We start from the raw sequence: 20,244 nt of genomic DNA, 5'->3' as shown, positions 1-20,244 counted from the left end.
AGGGTGTGATAATTATTGGCCTGTTGCCAGAATCTATGCGATTGTTTTACTTTATTTGCATGTAAATGGCGTTTCACCAACCCCCATCTGAAAACCATGGAGCAACAACCTTTTAAGCCGGAAGTGCTGGAGCAACTTCGCAGACTGGAAGCCAAGTACGTGCCGCTTGGGCAGGATCTGGCTGCTTATCTGGAAGGGCTGTACTACACGGATTATCTCAATTACTGGGATTATATTCACCTCGACACCCTGTTGAGTCTACAGAATCCGCGCACAAGCATCCCGGACGAAAAGATCTTTATTATGTACCACCAGATCACAGAGCTTTACTTTAAACTCTGTCTGGAAGAATACCGACAGATAGGTGAGGATAAGTCGCTTACGGGTGAAGTGCTCTTTAAACGGTTGAAGCGCATTAACCGCTACTTCGAGAATCTGATCGACTCGTTTGATGTGATGGTAGATGGTATGGATCCGAAACAGTTCCTGCAGTTCCGCATGGCACTGATGCCGGCGAGTGGTTTTCAGTCGGTGCAGTACCGCATGATCGAGATTGCCTCTACAGAGCTTCGCAACCTCACAGACAAAGAGAAACGCAAAGCACTGGGCTTGCAGAGCACACACGAAGAGCTAATAGGCTGCATTTACTGGAAAGAAGGCGCTACCGAGGTTTCTTCAGGATCTAAAACGCTGACCCTGCTTCGCTTTGAGGAAAAGTATACCCAGCAACTGATTCAGTTCGCCAGGCAGTATGAGCATATGAACGTTTGGTCGGCCTACAAACGTTTGTCTGAAGAAGAACAGCAAAACCCACGCTTGATCCGCCAAATGCGCGAGCTCGACAGCAACGTGAACGTGAACTGGCCGCTCATGCATTACAAGTCAGCCGTACGCTACCTGCAACGCGACCCGGAAGTGATCGCAGCAACCGGCGGAACTAACTGGCAGAAATACCTGCCTCCCAAGTTCCAGAAACGTATCTTCTACCCAGAACTCTGGAATGAAGAAGAACTGGAGAACTGGGGCAAAGGCTGGGTGGAAAAAGTGCTGAATGGGGATTTATAAACTGTTAAATTGTTGAATTGTTGGTGGTTAAATTGTTGGTTTGGGTTGTTTAGACTTGCTGTTGCTTAAGGTATAGCAAGCTATAATTCGTTGATGGTATAGACAATTTTGCTGTAGTAGTTGGTTGATACCAACCAGCTTTATCTCTGATTCAAGCAGAAACAATTTAACCATCACCAATTTAGCAATTGAATTAAAAATTTAAGGATAACTACCTTACTGCCTGTAAATGAATAAGAAAGAAGTTGAAGTCGTGTTGTCGCCGGAGGTGGCGTACAACGACGAACTGTTGGAGCGTGAGCTTATTTTAAGTGCCGGGCTAAAACCGGAAAATGTCAAGCACATACACCGTATAAAGCGTTCAATTGACGCACGCGGTCGTCAGGTTTTGCTCCGTGTGCGAGCCGATTTATACCTGGACACCCCTCCAACCGATATCCTGTCGGCCAGGTATAGCTATCCGGATGTAAACCAAGCTAAAAAAGTCATTATAGTAGGTGCCGGTCCAGCCGGTCTGTTTGCGGCCTTGCGCTGCATTGAACTGGGGCTGAAGCCAATCGTGCTGGAGCGTGGCAAAGATGTCCGTGCACGCCGCCGTGATCTGGCAGCTATCAACAAAGAGCATATCGTGAACCCGGACTCGAACTATTGTTTCGGAGAGGGTGGCGCTGGTACTTATTCAGATGGCAAACTGTATACCCGCTCCAAGAAGCGTGGCGATTTGCAGCGTATTTTAGAAATCTTCGTACAGCACGGCGCTACCCGCGATATACTGTTCGACGCCCATCCGCATATTGGCACCAACAAACTACCCCGCATCATCTCCGCCATCCGCGAGAGCATTGAGGCCGCCGGTGGTGAAGTCCTGTTTGACAAGCGAGTGACAGACTTTATCGTGGAGGGAGACGAGATGAAAGGTGTCGTGACCCAGGACGGTCAGGAATACATAGGCGAAGCCGTAATTCTGGCGACTGGCCACAGTGCCCGAGATATTTTTGAATTACTGCATAGCAAAGGCATTACCATCGAGGCAAAGCCCTTTGCGATGGGAGTACGTGTGGAGCACCAGCAAAGACTGATCGACAGCATTCAGTATAAGTGCGAAGACCGTGGGTGCTGGCTACCGGCTTCTTCTTATGCACTAGTGCACCAGACGGTATACGACAACAAACAGCGGGGTATTTTTTCGTTCTGTATGTGTCCGGGCGGCTTTATTGTGCCATCGGCTACGGCTCCCGGTGAGGTAGTAGTGAATGGTATGTCACCGAGTCGTCGTGACTCTAAGTTTGCCAACTCAGGTATAGTCGTGGCAATTGAGCTGGAGGACATGGAGCTTGACAAGTATGGTCCGTTGGCCGGATTGCGTATGCAGGAAGAACTGGAGCGTAAGGCCTGCGAGATGGCGGGCGGTACCCAGAAAGCCCCTGCCCAGCTCCTCCTTGACTTCACCCGTCATAAGACTGGTGGCGCCTTGCTCGAAACTTCCTACCAGCCGGGCCTGACGCCTGTGGACATGAACAAACTGTTCTCACCTGCCATGGCCTATCGTCTGCGGGAGGGTTTCAAGGCGTTTGGCAACAAAATGCGCGGCTATTTAAGCAACGACGCCCAGATCATCGGGGTGGAAAGCCGCACCTCTTCTCCTGTGCGTATACCTCGTGACCGCGAGACACTGGAGCACGTGCAGATCAAAAACCTATACCCTTGCGCGGAGGGTGCTGGTTATGCAGGCGGTATCGTTTCGGCGGCCATGGATGGGGAGCGCTGCGCCGAAAAGATCGCGGCCAAAGTGCTGATTCAGGTATAGCAGATGGTGTTGTATTCGGTTTATACCTGATTGCGCTGTAACGTTTCGGTGCGTATAGCGGTTAAATAAAGGGATCAAACTAACTGAACTATGAAAAAGACACTTGTACTGGGTGCAACCGATAATCCGTCCCGCTTTGCCTACAAGGCCATTCACCGCCTGCAACAGCACGGACATGAAGTAGTGCCTGTGGGCATTCGCAAAGGAGAGGTCGGCGGACAACCCATCATTACAGATAAATCACAAAAGGTAGAAGGAATCGATACGGTGACGCTTTACGTGGGACCGCAGAACCAGCCGACCTGGTATGACTACATTATTTCGCTGCAGCCGAAGCGCATCATCTTCAATCCGGGCACAGAAAACCGTGAATTGGAGCAGATGGCTGAAGATGCAGGTATAGAAACCATGCACCATTGCACGCTGGTTATGCTGGCTTCGAGCACTTACTAAATTTTTTTCAAGAATTTTTTCCGGTGCTGTAACCTCCCCAAAAGTCGGGCGTATAAACCAATATAATCAAAGTTTGCAGATGGCATTTGTTGTCTATGCAACCTTTAGAAAAAGGGATCTTTCAAGAGATCCCTTTTTTGTTTTCTGGCAACTTGGATCGAGAATTTAGAATCAATTAACCTGATTTTTAAATCCCCTCCTTTCCAATTTCAAAACTCCCCAACTTTTAAACTCCTACGCTTCTCTTCTCAGTACCTCCAAAGGAGGCCTATTTAGCACGCCACGGCTATTTAGTAAGCCCACGGCTACAGTTAATAGGGTAACAACCACGAAAATCACCAGCAACGGCCAAAGCACCGGCACGAATTCCATTTCAAAGCTGAATACCGCCAATGCCCATGCGGCTCCGAAGGCAATTACGCAGCCTACTGCAGCAGCCAGTATACCGAGCATGGCGTACTCCATCAGTGTTATACCTAGAATCTGTTTTTTGTTAGCGCCCAATGTCCGCAAAAGCACACTCTCCTGCACCCGCTGAAATTTACTCACATTCACGGATCCCACTAGCACAAGCAAACCCGTGAAAATGCTGAAGAGCGCCATAAACTGAATCACAAAAGAGATCTGGCTGACCACTTCCTCTAAAGTGCGCAGGATCAGGTCGAGTCCGATGGCCGATACGTTCGGGAAGGCCTCCACGACCCGGCGCTGAAACTGTGCGGCCTGTTGCTCATTATCGCTGCGGGTCATCAGCACATGGAATTGCGGTGCTTCTTCCAATACTCCTTTTGGGAACAGCACTTGGAAGTTGGTCTGCACCCGGTTCCAGTCGACGCGACGCAGGTGAACTACGCGGGCAGGTATAGTCGCCCCCTGTACATTGTAGACCAGGGAGTCACCTACTTTTACCTTGATTCGTTCGGCATACCCTTCTTCCAGCGACACAGGTACTCTTTTGCCCGTTTTATACTGCCCTTCGACCCATTCACCAGCTTCTGTCTTCTCAGAATCACTTAAATAATCGCGGTAGGTCACACGGTATTCCCGAGTAAAGTTCCTAGGTCTGATCTCTAAGGTCGTGTCCTTGCGCACATCTGCCAAAGTGAGGTTATTGATCTGTTCCAGCCTGACTGTCACGATTGGGTCGAAATACAGGATTGGCAGTCCCTCCTCTTTGGTTAAATCAGCAACTTGATCCCGCTGGCTGTTTTGGATGTCGAAGAGTACCAGATTAGGTTGGTTTTCGGTGCCGGACAGCGATACTTCACTTAGCAAGGTACGCTGCACCATGAAGAGCGTGCCGATCAGCGCCGTGCCCAAACCGATGGATACCATCAGCAACAAGGTCTGGTTGTTGGGTCGGTACAGGTTGGCCAGGCCCTGCCGCCAGACATAGCCCCAGTGCGTCGGGAAGAAGCGTTTGACGGTCCACGAAAGGCTTTTAGCGAGCAAAGCGAGTACCAGGAAAGCCGCGATGACGCCACCTGTGAAGTACAGCGCCTGCCACCAGGTGCCCAGTTGCCAGCGCGAGAACACCACAATAAAGCCAAGCAACAAGCCGTATACCGCCCACCGGAGCGGGTCTTTCTGATTGGTGAGGTGCTCGACAGTAGCCCGCAAGGTGATAAGCGGCGATACCTGACGGATACTTAGAAGCGGCAACAGTGCAAAAAGCACCGATACCACCACGCCTAATAGTATACCCTGTGTAGCGGCGGCTGGTGAGAAATATGCGTCCACCGTAACTGGTAGGAAAGTTTTGAACAGCTCCGGCAGTACCAATTGCACAACACTGCCCAAAGCAGCGCCGCCCAAGCCTCCCAGTAAGCCCATACCCATCACCTGAAACAGGTATACCAGGAAAGCTTGCTTGCCGCTCATGCCCAGACAGCGCAGGATACCAATTGTCGCTAGCTTGTCGCGCATGTACACGTGCACGGCACTGGCCACGCCCACACAGCCTAACAGCAAAGCAACAAAGCCTACGAGTGCCAGAAATCGGGCTAGTTCATCGTAAGAACGGCCCATACTCGCCTTTCGGGTTTCCACTGTGTCGTAGAACATGCCATACTCCTCGAACCGCGGATCAAGTCTTTTGCCCAGCGTGTCTGGCTGCACGGCTTCATTGAGGTCGTAATAATAGTAATAAGAGACCCGGCTGCCACGCTGGATTAATCCGGTTTCAGGGAGATACTGTCTGGGGATATAAACCACAGGCGCTACGGCAGCGGTCATGGCTGTTTGACCAGGTATGCGGTGCAGGGCCCCTTCGATGGCAAATGTCACAGCGCCAACCCTAATCGAGTCACCGACCTGGGCTTCGTACTGCAACATCAGGTTATGGTCTACGAGCGCGCGCCTGTCCTCCCGAAAACTTCGACTCGCCTCTTCTGGTTTTGTTTCGATGGCCCCAAAATAGGGGAATTCGCCCTCCAGCGCCCGTACCTGTACTAATCGCGTTTCGTTGCTTTTCACAAAGTATACCATCGACATCATGCGATTCTCGTTGGATCGTTTACCCAGCGTGCTCACAGAGTCGATAATGGCCATGGAAAGCGAATCGGGCTCTTTGTTCATGCCCATTACCAGATCAGCCCCGATCAGGGTTCTGGCTTTTTCGTCGATGGCTAGTTGCAGACTGTCGCGGAAAGAGTTAATGGCCACCAAGGCAGCTATACCTAGCACAATGGACGAAAGGAACAAAACCAGCCTGCCCCGGCTGCGACGTGTGTCGCGCCATGCCATCTTGAGCAGCCAAGGTATGTTCAGCTTAGGTTTATCCGGATTAGGCTTGTTGTCAGACAAGATATACTTGATGTTTAGTGTTGTAACTCTTTATGATATTGGTATTTATACCTCAGGAAAGGTTGGAACCCTCCGACTGGTGAACTCTTTCAGAAGCCCCTGTATCCGACACCACATGCCCGCCCTTAATGCGAATAATGCGTTGCGTTTTTTCGGCCAGTTCCAGGTCATGGGTTACGAGTACGAGTGTAGTTCCCGCTTCACGGTTGAGCTCAAACAGGAGTCTTTCCACCTTATCCCCTGTTTCCTCGTCCAGATTACCGGTTGGTTCATCGGCAAAGAGGATGGTAGGCCGGTTCGAGAAAGCCCTTGCCAGCGATACGCGCTGTTGCTCCCCTCCTGACAGCTGGGTCGGGTAATGGTCGTGGCGCTCGGCCAGTCCTACACGGGCCAGCAAATCCATGGCCTCGCGCTGCACATTGCGTTCGCCACGTAGCTCGAGTGGCACCATTACGTTTTCGAGCGCTGTGAGCGTAGGTATAAGCTGAAAGTTCTGAAAGATGAAGCCCACGTACTGGTTGCGTACCTGCGCCCGGGCATCTTCGCTCAGGTTGTCGAGTCGCACACCGTTTAAGATCACGGAGCCACTACTGGCCCGGTCAAGTCCGGCACACAGGCCCAGCAAGGTAGTTTTGCCGCTTCCGGATGGACCTACGATCGCGCAGGTATCTCCAGCCTGCAGTGTAAAGTTGATGCCCTCGAGCACGGTCAGATGACGGTCGCCGCTATCGTAGGTTTTTCTCAGGTTGTTGATTTCTAGTATAGTAGACACGTAGGTAGTGTTTTTATGTAATGTAACGGCAGGTATAGCGCCACCGGTATAGGTTTGCGCGGTGCTATTCCCGAACCTAATAACTTATACCGACCGTTATAGGTTTTAAGATTGATAAAACTAAATTTAGGAAAAAATAAGGTACATGAACAATAAGAGCAAGTATATCCCGCTTTTTCTAGCCCTCCTCCTCACCTTGGCGGGCTGTGAACAGGCAAGCACTACGGAGCAGGTGGCGACAGAACAACAAGCCCAAACTGACACGACAGCCACAACCGACAAACCTAAGAACGAGCGCATCAAAACCATCGTGTTCTTCGGAAACAGCCTTACAGCCGGTTACGGACTGGAACCTGACCAAGCCTTTCCTGCCCTCATCCAAGAGCGAATTGACTCGCTGGGCCTGCCTTACAAAGCCGTGAATGCAGGCTTGAGTGGCGAAACCTCCGCCGGTGGTAGAAGCCGCATTGACTGGTTGCTGAAACAGCCGATCGATGTGTTTGTGCTGGAACTGGGTGCCAATGACGGTTTGAGAGGTATAGATCCGGCTTCGACTTATGATAATTTAGGCACGATCATCGATAAAGTGCGTGAACAGAATCCGGATGCGGAGATCATTCTGGCTGGTATGCAAATGCCACCAAGCATGGGCCAGCGCTATACCCAGGAGTTTGAGCAAGTGTTCACGCGTCTGGCTGAAGACAAAGAAGTAGCACTTATCCCCTTCCTGCTAGAGGGCGTGGCAGGTGACCGGGCATTGAATCAGGGAGATGGTATACACCCTACGATAGATGGGCAGCGGATCTTGGCGGACAATGTGTGGTCTGTGTTGGAGCCAATTTTGTTGGCCAATAGAGCCTCCTAAGGCACTTTTTAATAATAATTTGAATTATTTTTAATGATATGTAACCATTGATGCACCCCTGCACGTATAAAAGCATGGCTAAAAGTTGAAAGTTTAATTAATAATTAATCCTTTCACAAAATAACAGCGCCGGTCCCTTCATTGGAGCCGGCGCTGTATTTGTTTAGGCTGTTTCTATACCTGTTAGTCCTCAGCCACTTCTGATTTCATTTTTTCGGCCAGTACATAATAAGCCCCTTTAGTGACAATTTGTGTAGAAGCTGGTAGCTCCTTAGTTAAACTCACCTCTGTGTAACCACCCTCTGCTATACCTGTCTCCACTTCCTGCATGCGGAATATGGTTGGACCTTCTTTCACAAAAACATAGTGCTTGCCCTTGTAACGTACCACCGACTCTTCGGGCAGCGACGGCAGCTCCTGTTTTCCGGCCAGGATCTGCGCGTTCACGTACATGCCGGGCAGCAGGTTGGTGTTTTTGTTATTTTCGAGCTCAGCATGCACCGTCACCATGCGGGAATCGCCTTCAAAAGCCCTGCCCAAAGCGAAGATCTCTGCTTCCAGTGGTTCTCCGGCCACGTTCGGTAAAGTAAACAGCACTTTCTGCCCCTCTTTCATCCTGCTGAAATCACGCTCGAACACGCTGAGTTCTAAATGCAGGTGATGGTTGTCTACGATCTCAAACATCTGTTGCCCTGGCTGGGCATAGGAGCCCATGTTGACATCAATCACGCGTACATAGCCACTAATAGGCGCTGTAATTGCCATAGTCGAGGTAATTTGCCCTGCTTCTACGTTTTTAGGCGAAATGCCCATGGCTGCAAGGTGCGTAGCCAGTGCCTTGAGTCGTGCACGCTGCACCTTTACGTCCGACTCAGCCTGTTCAAATCGTTTGCGGGAACCCACTTGCTCTTCGTTGAGGGTACGCTGGCGCTCGTAGTCCTGTTCGGCAAAGCGCAGTTGGTTGCGGGTAGTCAGGTACTCTTCCTGCAGCTTGATCAGCTCCGGGTTCTGTATGGTGGCCAGTACCTTTCCATTTTTAACATACTCGCCTTCTTTTACAGGTATACTCCGCACCACACCACCCATTAAGGGATTGATACTGGCTTTGTTCTGCGGGGGCAGCTGAAGTTGTCCGTTAGCTGTAATGCGTGCCGAAAGCGGCTTATTTTCAATCGTGCCTAATTCAATATTACCTACTTTTTGTTGTGCCTCTGAAAAGGTTACAACAAAGGGTGATGCGCTGGCGGATGCTTCTATGGCCAAGGCTTCTGGCTCTTCGGCAGGTGTCTTTTCGGAGCACGCCGCTAAACTGATGAGGCTGCAAAGGGTGATGATTCTGATTGTATATGCTGTCATGTTATTCGATTCCTGCGGTGAATTCTAAGCTGATAATGGTTTGGTTGTAGTCCCGGAGGGCATTGAGGTAGTTGCTGCGCAGCTGGTAGGCCTGATCGAGCGCCTGCACATACTCTACGTAGTCAATGTCTCCGGTCTGGAAGCTGAGTTCGGCTGCTTTGTTCATTTGATCGGCCTGCCTGAGTGCGCCTTGCTCAAAGAAAGCCAAGGTGTTAGTATGCTTTTGCAACTCCTGCATTAAATTCTGAAGTTCGGTCAAGAGCAGTTGCTGTTGGTAGTGTGCCTGACTTTTCACGGCCTCCTCGTTCATTTTGGCCGCCTTAATGCGTGAACGCTGCGCCCCGAACCAAAGCGGTACAGCTATACCTACTTCATATCCCGTGAAGCGGTCCCCGGAGGTATACACTCTGTTCGGATTGTCACGAGGCGCCTCTCCCACAAATGTTTGGTTAAAGTATCCTACTGTAAAGTCCGGCAACATACGTGATTGCTCCAGGTGCTTTTGCCGCTCGGCTACCTGAGTTGTACTCTTCAAAAAGGCCAGGTAGGGATTTGCCGCTAAGGCTGTGCTGTCGGACTGTAAAAGTAACTCCCGCTTGCTCAGGCGTTCATAGGCAAACTGCAGTGGCTCCTGCGCCTGTAGCAGTTGTTGCAAACGGCGCTCAGCAATTTGCTTATCGGCCATCGCCTGCTGTAGTTCAGTTTTTATACCCAAACTTCGGGTTTCGGCAGTGGCCTGTTCCAGGTAACCCGTTTCCCCTGTCCTGAAGCGTATGGTTGCGGCCCTTGTGAAACGGCCGTACAGACTGTCCTGCTGCTGGAGCAGGCGTAACCGTTCGTTTTGGTATTGTAGCACGTACCAGGCTTGCTTTACATCCCGGACCAGTTCCCGCTCTACTATCTGCTTTTGTGCCTCCGCTTGTTGGATGGTAGCGTCTGCCAGTTTGGCCTGATCGCGGTATACTGTCGGGAAGGCGAACTGTTGGGAGGCAGAGATGTACTCATCCCTGTTTATGGTACTGATCTGCCCACGACTGTAGGAAAGGTTTGTTTTTGGCAGGTCAGTCGCTGCGCCGCGCAATGCTTGCTCTCGCTCAACGCTGTAGGTAGCGCTCTTCAGTCCCAAGTTGTGCTCCCGGGCATAGTTGATGCTCTGCTCCAGATTTAACGGGCCCTGTACCGACTGCGCTATACCTTGTCCGGCGTACAACACACCGCATGCGATCAGCAGGAGCGTGATTAAGTGTGCTGGTACTGCCTTGCGGTGCACCCCTTCTTCAGAAGGCTTTTCATTGGAAGAGAAAATATAGTAGAGAACTGGTAGTACCACCAATGTTAGCAAGGTAGAAGTAAACAAACCCCCGATTACTACCGTGGCCAGCGGACGCTGCACCTCGGCTCCGGCAGAACCGGAAAGGGCCATCGGCAGGAAGCCTAGGGCGGCTACAGAAGCCGTCATCAATACTGGGCGAAGACGTACACTGGTGCCTAGTAACACCCTTTCGTATACGTCCGTCATTCCTTCCCGCTTGAGCTGGTTGAAATAGCCGATCAGCACGATACCGTTCAGCACCGCAACACCAAACAGGGCAATGAAGCCTACGCCAGCTGAGATACTGAAAGGCATATCACGCAACCAGAGCGCAAAGATTCCCCCAATGGCTGACAAAGGTATAGCGGTGAAAATGAGCAGACTTTGCTTCACAGACTTAAAGGCAAAGTATAAGAGCAACAGGATCAACAGCAGGGCAGCCGGAACAGCAACCGACAGACGCTCTTTAGCATGCACCAGGTTCTCAAACTGTCCGCCATACGTAATAAAGTATCCAGCCGGAAGCGGCAGTTCGCGGTTCAGTTTCTCCTGGATTTCCGACACGATCGACTCCACATCGCGCTCGCGCACGTTAAAGCCTACCACAATGCGGCGCTTGCCTTCCTCACGGGAAATCTGCATTGGGCCTTCTTCAAATCTGATGTCAGCCACTTGTTGTAGGGGGACTTGTCCGCCCTGCGGCAGCGACACAAACAGGTCTTCAATATCATTCAGGTCGTTACGGGAGCCTCCCTCCATGCGCACGACCAGGTCAAAACGACGGTCACCTTCGTAGATGGCTCCCGCTGTTTGTCCGGCAAAGGCTGTGCGCAGCACCGCATTCACATCAGCCACCTGCAGGCCGTACTGCGACATACGGGCGCGGTTATAACTGACCACAATCTGTGGCAGACCCGTCACTTCCTCTACATAGATATCCTGCACCCCTTCCACCGGAGCAATCAGTTTGTCAACCTGACCCGCCAGCTCGGAAAGTTGGTCAAGATCCTCCCCGAATATTTTGATCGCCACATCCTGTCGCGCGCCTGTCATCAACTCGTTAAAACGGAGTTGGATCGGCTGCTGGAAGCCATAATTCACCCCAGGCAGTACTTTCAATGCTTCGTCCATTTTGGCAGCAAGTTCCTGGCGGGTGTTGGCGCTGGTCCATTCGTCTTTGTCTTTGAGCAGAATCATCACGTCAGCTGCCTCAATTGGCATCGGGTCTGTTGGAATCTCTGCTGTTCCTATCTTGCCGATCACTTCGGTCACCTCCGGAAACTGGGTCAGCAGAATTTCACTCGCTTTGGTCGTAGTCTCGATTGTCTGGCTGAGTGAGGCGCCCGGTACCAGTCGCAGGTCCATGGCAAAGTCACCTTCCTCCAGATCAGGTAAAAACTCGCCTCCCATGCGGCTGAATACAAACAAACTAAAGGCAAACAGGATCAGGGCAGCACCGATGACGAGTGCTTTGCTGCGCAGGGCGAAGGTAATAACTGGTCTGTATACCCGCTCTAAGAAGCCCATCAGTCTATCCGAAATATTTGGTTTGTGTTTGGTGGTCTTGCTCAGCAAGAGCGTAGACACCATCGGCACATAAGTCAGGGAAAGGATAAAAGCACCCAAAATGGCAAAACTCACGGTTTGTGCCATCGGCTTAAACATTTTACCTTCTATACCTACCAGGGCCATGATCGGCAGGTATACGATCAGGATGATGAGCATACCAAACGCGGCGGAGTTCATGATGTTGGAGGCCGCGTCTTTCACTTCCAGGTCCATTTCGTGCTGCGTCAAACGGCGCAGTGGCAGGTCCTTGTTCTTGACCACAATAAAGTGCAGCACGCCTTCCACGATGATCACGGCTCCGTCTACGATCAGCCCGAAGTCAATGGCGCCAAGGCTCATTAGGTTACCTGATACGCCAAATACATTCATCATGCCGAGCGCAAAGAGCATAGACAAAGGTATAACAGAGGCCACTACGAGTCCTGCCCGCAGATTGCCCAGCAAGAGCACCAGCACGAAAATTACGATCAGGCCACCCTCGATCAGGTTGGTAGCCACCGTGTTGATCGCTTTACTCACCAGGTCACTCCGGTCAAGGTACGCCTCGATTACCACACCTTCCGGCAAAGAAGACTGAATACTGGCCACTTTGTCCTGTACATTCTTAATCACTTCAGAAGAGTTGGCCCCTTTCAGCATCAGCACGATGCCGCCCACTACCTCACCCTCTGTATTGCGCGTGAGGGCGCCGTAGCGTACCGGATGGCCATATTGTACCTTGGCCACATCGCGCACCAGCACGGGCATCCCGTTTCGGTTGGATATGACGATCTGCTCGATATCCTCCAGCGAGCTAACCAGCCCGAGACCACGGATAAAGAAAGCGTTTTGGTTTTTCTCGATGTAAGCGGCTCCGGTATTTTCGTTGTTTTGCTCCAGCGCCGCAATCACGTCTGTCACAGACAGGTTCATGCTGCGCAGGCTTGCCGGATTCACAGCCACTTCATATTCCTTCAGAAAGCCCCCGTAGCTGCTCACATCTGCCACGCCGGGTGTGCCCAGCAACTGACGCCGTACGATCCAGTCCTGAATAGTTCGCAACTCAGTAGGGTTGTATCTACTATCACTTTCCGGATCTGTCACCAGCACATACTGGTAGATCTCGCCCAAGCCGGTTGTTACGGGTGCCAGTTCGGGGGTTCCCATCTCCTGGGGTATCTGTCGGGCCGCATCGCCCAGCCGTTCCGTGATCATTTGCCTGGCCAGGTACTGATCAACTTCGTCCTTGAACACAACTGTGATCACGGAGAGCCCGAAACGCGACACGGAGCGCATTTCTATTACGTCGGGCACGTTGGCGAGTGCCATTTCAATGGGTGTGGTAATAAAGCGCTCTACTTCTTGCGCGGCCAGTGTTGGTGAAGAGGTGACCACCTGCACTTGGTTGTTAGTGATGTCGGGTACGGCGTCTACAGGCAGTTGCGTCAGGGAATAAGTCCCCCATACGATCAACGCCAGCACCATCAGCCCGATCACCAGTTTATTATGTATCGAAAAATCGATGATTTTATTAAACATGGTAAGCTTGATTTTGAATCAATGGAATAGGTATGCAGCAATGCCACAAGCACTCTTTAGAGCCTGTGGTTTTACTTTAAGCTGCATTTTATTTTGATAATGGAATCAGGCTACCAGCCGAGGAGGGTGCCACCAGGTAGAGGCGATCTTTATTTCGCGCAGCTCCGGGTATATAAGTGGTTTGGATTGAGGGATAACAGGCACACGAAAGATAATGTGCTCTGGGTCAACTGTGACAGTAAACGTCGCGCAACAGCCGCAACTGCAAAAAACAGGACAGGTGTCTTCGTGAAAGGGCGATTCGCCGGTGGTATCGGCGACGTCGGTCAGGTTCGGATGATGCTCGTGGCTGTCCATGATCTTATCCGTGCACGGCAGGCAGGCCGTCCAGAACAGGAACAGGGAAAAGAAGATAGCTACTAGCTTCATGTATACAAAGATAGGATAATGGCTTAAAAACACCTTGGCAGTAGCTAACTAATATTGATTCTTAATTAGTTTAAGATGGGTTTAGCCTTATTACAGTACTTTTTTTACAAATAAAAAAAGTCCGGCGGGCTAAGATAGTAGCTCACCGGACTTTTTAAATGAAGATTGTGCAAATATGGATTATTTGATATTTAAAAGTTTAGTACTTTGGTTATAATCTTGTGATTTAAGCTTGAGTATATACCAACCTTTGGGAAACTTGTTTCCATCAATTTCTATGTGCTCGAGCTTGCCTGCTACTGCCTTTCCCTGTTTAAGGGTTTCAATCATTGCTCCCTTCACATCATACAGTTCTACTGTGTATTCACCGGTCTTTAGAAGAGAAAGGATTACTGTAGCCTTGCCAGAGAACGGATTAGGGTATACGATAATGGCTTCTTCCAAATCTGCCTGCTCAAGCGAGCTAACTGAGGTAGCCGCCAAGTTTGAATCAAAAACCACGTCCACCCAATAGTTGCTGGATCGGTAGCCATTGCTAGGGAAGGCAGGCGAGCTGGTATACCTGTACACACCGTTGACACTACTTTCTCCATTGGCCAGCGCCCGCAGAGGACCGTTGCTCACAGCCTGCGAGAAGTAAAGATAGTCTGAGGTATAGTTTCCAGCGCTGCTGTGGTAGGAGATGACGTAGGTGGTGCCGGCCGTGACGGCCACCGGCAAGGCGAAGGCCTGCTCCTGCCAGCCCGTGGCTGTCTCGTTGCTGAACACCACCGAAGCCAGCAAAGTACCACTGCTGCTGTAGAGTTGGCCAGTGTGGGTGCCCGTGTTGCCTGAGTGCTTGTAGAAACGAACGCCCGTCACGTAGCCATTAACCGATGCCTGGAACTTCATTCCTACTTGAAGCGCCCGGCGGTCGTTCTTCATTGCGCTTGCTGGCACCGCACTTGGCTGAAACACCGTGCAGGGGCAGCCTAAAGAGGCAGAATTCACTGTTATGTTTACGACAGTAGATATGGTTGCCACCTCTAAGTTGTCAAATGCCCTGGCGGTCAGTTGGTAGGTGCCGGCTGCCACATTGCCCCAAGAGTAAGTGTATGGGCTGGTCAGATCCTCTCCTATCTTTGTTCCTCCACTGTAGAACTCTACCCTTGTGATGCTCCCGTCCTGATCAGCTGCCGTGGCTGCTAGCTCAATGTTGGCCGGAGCAGTGAAAGTAGCGTTGTTGGCTGGGGACGTAAGTGAGACTGTAGGTGGCAGGTTGGCTGGTTCAACAACTGTTATGGCAACCGCCGTAGACGTGGAAGCCGCTCCACCGTTGTCAGTGGCTCTGGCTGTCAGTTGGTAACTTCCGGCTGCTACCCCATTCCAGGCGAAGGTATAGGGGCTGCTCAAATCCTCGCCCAACTTCGTGTTCCCTTGGAAAAACTCTACCTTGGCCACCGTACCATCTGCATCTGAGGCGGAGGCGGCAATAGCAACGGAGGCTGGAGCCGTGAAAGTGGCATTATTAGCCGGTGAGGTCAAAGAGACTGTTGGGGGCTGGTTAGCTGGAGGTACATCCATGTTAAAGACCACGTCTATCCAATAGTTGCTGGCTTGATAATCGCTGGTTGGGAAAGCTGGCGTAGAGGTATACCTATATACTCCGTTCGCACCACTCTCTCCGTTAGCCAAAGCCTTGAGCGGGCCATTCGAAACAGCCTGGTTAAAATAGGAATAGTCTGAGGTATAGTTTCCGGCGCCGCTGTGGTAAGAAATCACGTAGGTAGTGCCGGCCGTGACAGCCACCGGCGAGGCGAAGGCCGCCTCCTGCCAGCCCGAGGCCGTCTCGTTGGTGAAAGTGACTGAAGCCAGTAGTATGCCGCTGCTGCTGTAGAGTTGGCCGGTATGGGTACCCGTGTTACCTGAGTGCTTGTAGAAACGAATGCCCGTTACAAGACCATTTTCCGTTGATTGAAATTTCATTCCTATCTGCAGTGCCATTCCGTCGTTTTTGACACCGCTTGCCGGCACAGCACTTGGCTGGAACACCGTGCAGGGACAACCTGACGGAGCAGGGTTTACCGTTATGTTCACAACGGCGGAGGTGGCGACTGCCCCGGCATTGTCAGTGGCTCTGGCAGTTATCTGGTAACTGCCTGCTGCCACGCTGCCCCAGGTATAGGAATAAGGACTGGATGTGTCTTCCCCTAGCTTTGTGTCTCCATTGAAGAATTCCACTCTCGACACTGTGCCATCTGTATCTGAAGCCGTGGCGGCAATAGAGACAGAAGCAGGCGCCGTGAAAGTGGCATTGTTCGCTGGCGAGGTGATGCTCACGGTTGGTACCTGGTTGGTTGATGATGACACTGTGATATTCACGACTGCCGAGCTAGCCGCAGCCCCCACATTGTCGGTAGCTTTTGCTGTCAGTGCATAGGTCCCCCCGGGTACGCTATTCCAAACAAAGGCCCAGCCGTCGCTGCCGTCCGTGTCCTCCCCAAGCTTTGTGTCACTGTTGAAGAACTCTACCTTGGATATGGTCCCGTCTGCATCCGAAGCGGAGGCGGCAATGGCTATAGAAGCAGGGGCTGTGAAAGTAGCGTTATTTGCTGGCGAGGTTATCGAGACTATAGGCGCCTGATTACCTGGGGAAGTCGATGTGTTGAAGACCACATCTACCCAATAGTTGCTCGCCGCGTAGCTGCTGGTCGGAAAGGCTGGTGAGGAGGTATAGCGGTAGACGCCATTAGCCCCGTCCACCCCGTTCTGCAGTCCAGTCAGCGGCCCGTTGACGATGGCCTGGCTGAAGGCGTTGTCGTTGACGGAGTAGTTTCCGGCGCTGGAGTGGTAGGAGATGACGTAGGTGGTGCCGGCCGAGACGGCCACCGGCGAGGCGAAGGCCGCCTCCTGCCAGCCGGTGGCTGTCTCGTTGCTAAACGCCACCGAGGCTAGCAGGACGCCGGCGCTGTTGTAGAGCTGGCCGGTGTGGGTGCCGGTGTTGCCGCTCTGCTTGTAGAAGCGCACCCCCGTCACGAAGCCGTCGATCGATGAGCGGAACTTCATGCCCAGCTGCAGGGCCTGCCCGTCGTTCTGCAGGCTGCCCGTGGGTGCCGAGGATGAATGGAAAACTGTGCAGGGGCAGTTGACACTCACTGTACCTCCTACCGTCACATTCCTGATGACTGGAACACTCATATTACCCGAGTCATCAAAGGCACGGCTTCTGATGGTAGCTGCTCCTGATGCTGTGGGTGTCCAGGTATAGGACCAGTTTGTAGTGCCGCTAGCCAGGCGCCAGGTATTGCCACCGTCTGTAGACACCTCCACGCCGGCAACGACATTGGCATCTGTGGCCGTACCGCTTATAGTGACGGCAGATCCTAGTGGTAGGCTTTCCCCTTCTGCAGGAGAAGCAATGGTCGTAGAAGGAGCTTGTGTGTCTGTGGATGCAGAGGCTGGCACTAACCCCGAGCGTAAGCTTCCGGGTTGTACCCCCATATCTGCGAAAAGATTGACTGTAGCTTGTTGCATAGCCAAGCTTGGAGCAGCATTCCCCCGGTCATGGTTGCTATCCAAGCCCCAGGAATACTGCACCGTACCCGCGCCGAATACAAGTGCCCCACTGCTATGCTTGTAGAGAGACAAATGGTGTGTCTTTCCATTTATTACAGTACTGGAGAGTATGATTCTCCCATTAGGATAAGTGGACCTGTATTGCTCCTGTTCGGAGTTCCATTCATAGCCAATAGTACCGTACGTGAACGAGGCGGTCTGGCCACTACTAAGGGAGGATACGCTCGTGTTACGCCAAAAACGAAGGTTACCGTAAGTGCTGGGCACCTGTAAGGATGCGTCAGAAAGTTCCCAACTGATTTGCCCAGTCAGTTCGTTCTCTGGATTACAACCGTCAACCAATACATTTCCGGTGGTATATTCACAACCACTGCGCCACAGGCCTGTCCATTCTGAACTCGGGTCGCATTTGCCACTACAGGTGTTTTCACCATCTCCCCCTTCTTTATAGCATACCAAGGTTCGGTGGGATTTGCCACTACCATCGATACTGTTCTCCCAGCGAGTTTTCCAATATACTTCATTGCCACTGAAAAATGCCAGGCTCGTACCTGCGTCACGGGCAGCAGTCACATGTGCGCGGTGAGTGCCTGACCAGTACTCGTCGTGTCCCACTGACAGGAAAACTCTGTGGTTTTTGATGAGGTTGCCTCGGCGGTCACCGTCAACGTTCGTTGTGTAGGTCACATCATAGCCGTTGGCCTCAATCCACCTAATCATGGGATATTCCGCATTGAACAGCCAGTCTTCTTCCGCTCCACCGCCACCTCCGCCATTGCGGGTGATAAAGGGTCTGTTATAGCTGACTTTCGCTGCTTTTCCGCCCGAGCCGGTATAGAGGCTTTTGCCATTGTTGTTGTCGCCATACACATTGTATGCCTGCCAGGTAGCATCTGAAGTCTGGAAAAACAAATCCGAAGTACTGGCATCATCGCGAACAATGAATGTGATGTGGCTGGAGCCACCATTATCAGTGCGGGTCAGTTTTGCAATGTATATACCAGACACTGCAGTACTGGGGATTAGCCAACTTGCAGATTCGGCCCAGTTGCCGCAATCAAGAAGGCCTGTTGAAGAGTTGGTGAGGCAGTTTGGCTGACTCTGTGGTAATGCAGCAGTAACCGTGGCGTCCCCCTGGAACCTGGCGCCATTGCCTTGATAAAACCCTAAGCGATAAACCCTGATTATGAAGGCTCTTGCGCTGGTCTTGATTTTGAATCGGGCTGTCTCTCCTTTATTGTAGCTTATGTCCGTTGCAAAACCTTGTATAGACAAATCGCCAGCCCCACTGATTTGCCATTCTGAAGAGGGATTACCTGTCTTAGCATTTTCCGTCACAATGGCATTCTGTGCAGACACACTCAATATACTTATGTAGCAGAACAGGAATAGAAGTGAGCGTATGAGTGTTAAACACCACCAGGATAAGCGGCAACGATTCAAACATGAAGCGCTAGGTTCGGTTGTAACATTAACCAAAGAAGGTTTCCCAACCAGTTTCGGGCTTGCGAGATTATAATACTTTTCCATTCATTTTGTTCAACTCAGTTAAGCTTAAGTACATCAACAAACTAGATTCAATATCTAACATTTGATTCTCTAATTCAGAATCAGCAGCAAGAGCAGTACATTTATTTGTTCTGCCCTTGCTCTTTGCGGAGACTAGGTGTGAATGCATGTAAACGCAACAGTTATTTACTCTTTTTCAATATGAAGGACTTTACTTGTACCGCTCGCTTTTCGTCCAGTATGGAGACGACCAAACCTCTTATATCGTGAGAAAACTCTACCTCATGGTCTGCCCCATCTCCTAAAAAACTTTGTTCCTCCTCTCCTACCTGCAATGTATAGGTCATAGGAACGGAATCTTTCCTTTCTTTCCGGATGGTTAGCTTTGTGACTTTAACCGGCATGTTTACATGTACAGGGACTCTGTCTGTTGGACTAATGGGTTGTTCAACTCTGAAAGTGACGTGTTCTGGAACTTTACCATTTGAAGAGACGGGACTTGGGGCCTTTATAACAAACGCTTGCGAAAAAGAAATGTAAGGGAGGGCGACGAACATAATTATCAGGAGTAGTTTCATATTTTTATTCATTTGATTTCAATGTCATTTAAATAATATCGAGTGATTTAATCACCCGGTCAGATGTGGTTTCATACCAGCCCGGATGCTGTATCATCTGTCAACTATAAGCTTGGTAGAGGAGACTTTTCCATTCGTTTGTAGCCTAACCAAGTATAGCCCTTTCGAAAGTTTTGTACCATCAACTTGTATTGTGTTTTGATCACCTACTACACCTTTTCCCTGCTTCAAAACTTCCACCATGGCTCCTTTCGCATCATACAGGCTGACTGTATAAGCACCATTCTCCAGCAGCATAAAGCTAATTGTAGCTTTATCTGAGAAAGGGTTAGGATACACCACTAACTCTTCCTTATCTCGAGACTCAAGTTCATGTAAGGAGCGCACAGATCCTGCAGTTAAGCCTGATGAAGTTGAAGTGAAAGTGAAGTTGATGGTCAGGGGCGTTCCGGCCGTTCCGGTGGCCTTGCTGCCGGTGTAGGGGGTGGCCTTGAGGGTGTAGGCGCCGGTGGCCGGCGGGTTCCAGTTGCCGTAGTGGTAGTTGCCCCTGCCGTTATCGCCGTGCAGGGCGTAGGGGGCCTTGCTGTCGGTGAAGGTCTTGCTCTGGGCCCCGCTCAGCTCGAACTTAACGCTCCCCACCGCTGAGGGCGA

At 51.2% G+C, this 20,244-nt stretch carries 12 protein-coding genes; 4 read left to right on the top strand and 8 right to left on the bottom strand.

The genetic code is table 11. From position 1 onward, the window contains the following. Nucleotides 1–96: 96 nt before the first annotated feature. The 3 genes from C8E01_RS10595 to C8E01_RS10585 all read left to right on the top strand — a co-directional run bounded on the left by C8E01_RS10595 (nucleotide 97) and on the right by C8E01_RS10585 (nucleotide 3,325). A complete protein-coding gene (locus C8E01_RS10595; protein ID WP_116543368.1) occupies nucleotides 97–1,065 on the top strand; it encodes a tryptophan 2,3-dioxygenase family protein in 969 nt (322 codons plus the stop codon). A 229-nt stretch (nucleotides 1,066–1,294) separates the two neighbouring features. After that, nucleotides 1,295–2,872 (top strand): NAD(P)/FAD-dependent oxidoreductase, encoded by a 1,578-nt coding sequence (locus C8E01_RS10590; protein WP_116543366.1) that lies wholly within the window; start codon nucleotides 1,295–1,297, stop codon nucleotides 2,870–2,872. A gap of 90 nt (nucleotides 2,873–2,962) precedes the next feature. Then, nucleotides 2,963–3,325 carry a CoA-binding protein gene (locus C8E01_RS10585; RefSeq protein ID WP_116543364.1) on the top strand — a complete coding sequence of 121 codons (363 nt, stop codon included), beginning with the start codon at nucleotides 2,963–2,965 and terminating at the stop codon, nucleotides 3,323–3,325. 234 nt (nucleotides 3,326–3,559) lie between these two features. Here the strand turns inward: C8E01_RS10585 and C8E01_RS10580 are convergent, their stop codons facing one another. Further along, the gene (locus C8E01_RS10580) at nucleotides 3,560–6,070 is read right to left on the bottom strand and encodes an ABC transporter permease (protein WP_243409540.1); all 2,511 of its coding nucleotides are present in this window, start codon (nucleotides 6,068–6,070) and stop codon (nucleotides 3,560–3,562) included. 112 nt (nucleotides 6,071–6,182) lie between these two features. Continuing rightward, nucleotides 6,183–6,902, bottom strand: a complete 720-nt coding sequence (locus tag C8E01_RS10575) for an ABC transporter ATP-binding protein (RefSeq protein WP_116543359.1) — start codon at nucleotides 6,900–6,902, stop codon at nucleotides 6,183–6,185. Between the two features lie 145 nt (nucleotides 6,903–7,047). Between C8E01_RS10575 and C8E01_RS10570 the strand changes: the two genes are divergently transcribed. Beyond that, the gene (locus tag C8E01_RS10570) at nucleotides 7,048–7,767 is read left to right on the top strand and encodes an arylesterase (protein WP_116543357.1); all 720 of its coding nucleotides are present in this window, start codon (nucleotides 7,048–7,050) and stop codon (nucleotides 7,765–7,767) included. Between the two features lie 183 nt (nucleotides 7,768–7,950). Here the strand turns inward: C8E01_RS10570 and C8E01_RS10565 are convergent, their stop codons facing one another. The 6 genes from C8E01_RS10565 to C8E01_RS10540 form a co-directional block, all read right to left on the bottom strand. Further along, nucleotides 7,951–9,123, bottom strand: a complete 1,173-nt coding sequence (locus tag C8E01_RS10565; RefSeq protein ID WP_116543355.1) for an efflux RND transporter periplasmic adaptor subunit — start codon at nucleotides 9,121–9,123, stop codon at nucleotides 7,951–7,953. A gap of 1 nt (nucleotide 9,124) precedes the next feature. Continuing rightward, the gene (locus C8E01_RS10560) at nucleotides 9,125–13,522 is read right to left on the bottom strand and encodes a CusA/CzcA family heavy metal efflux RND transporter (RefSeq protein WP_116543353.1); all 4,398 of its coding nucleotides are present in this window, start codon (nucleotides 13,520–13,522) and stop codon (nucleotides 9,125–9,127) included. 105 nt (nucleotides 13,523–13,627) lie between these two features. After that, nucleotides 13,628–13,951 (bottom strand): DUF6660 family protein, encoded by a 324-nt coding sequence (locus C8E01_RS21460; protein WP_133242755.1) that lies wholly within the window; start codon nucleotides 13,949–13,951, stop codon nucleotides 13,628–13,630. Nucleotides 13,952–14,131: 180 nt separating this feature from the next. After that, complete coding sequence (locus C8E01_RS10550; RefSeq protein ID WP_116543350.1) at nucleotides 14,132–19,036, bottom strand: DUF4082 domain-containing protein; 4,905 nt, start codon at nucleotides 19,034–19,036, stop codon at nucleotides 14,132–14,134. A gap of 161 nt (nucleotides 19,037–19,197) precedes the next feature. Then, the gene (locus tag C8E01_RS10545) at nucleotides 19,198–19,593 is read right to left on the bottom strand and encodes a hypothetical protein (protein ID WP_133242754.1); all 396 of its coding nucleotides are present in this window, start codon (nucleotides 19,591–19,593) and stop codon (nucleotides 19,198–19,200) included. 93 nt (nucleotides 19,594–19,686) lie between these two features. Beyond that, nucleotides 19,687–20,244: T9SS type A sorting domain-containing protein (locus C8E01_RS10540; RefSeq protein WP_133242753.1), on the bottom strand; the 558-nt coding region annotated here is incomplete at its 5' end.

Origin of the sequence: Pontibacter virosus, from assembly GCF_003096355.1 — a bacterium.
GTDB classification, from domain to species: Bacteria; Bacteroidota; Bacteroidia; order Cytophagales; family Hymenobacteraceae; genus Pontibacter; species Pontibacter virosus.
This window is presented reverse-complemented; position numbering and strand designations above follow the sequence as displayed.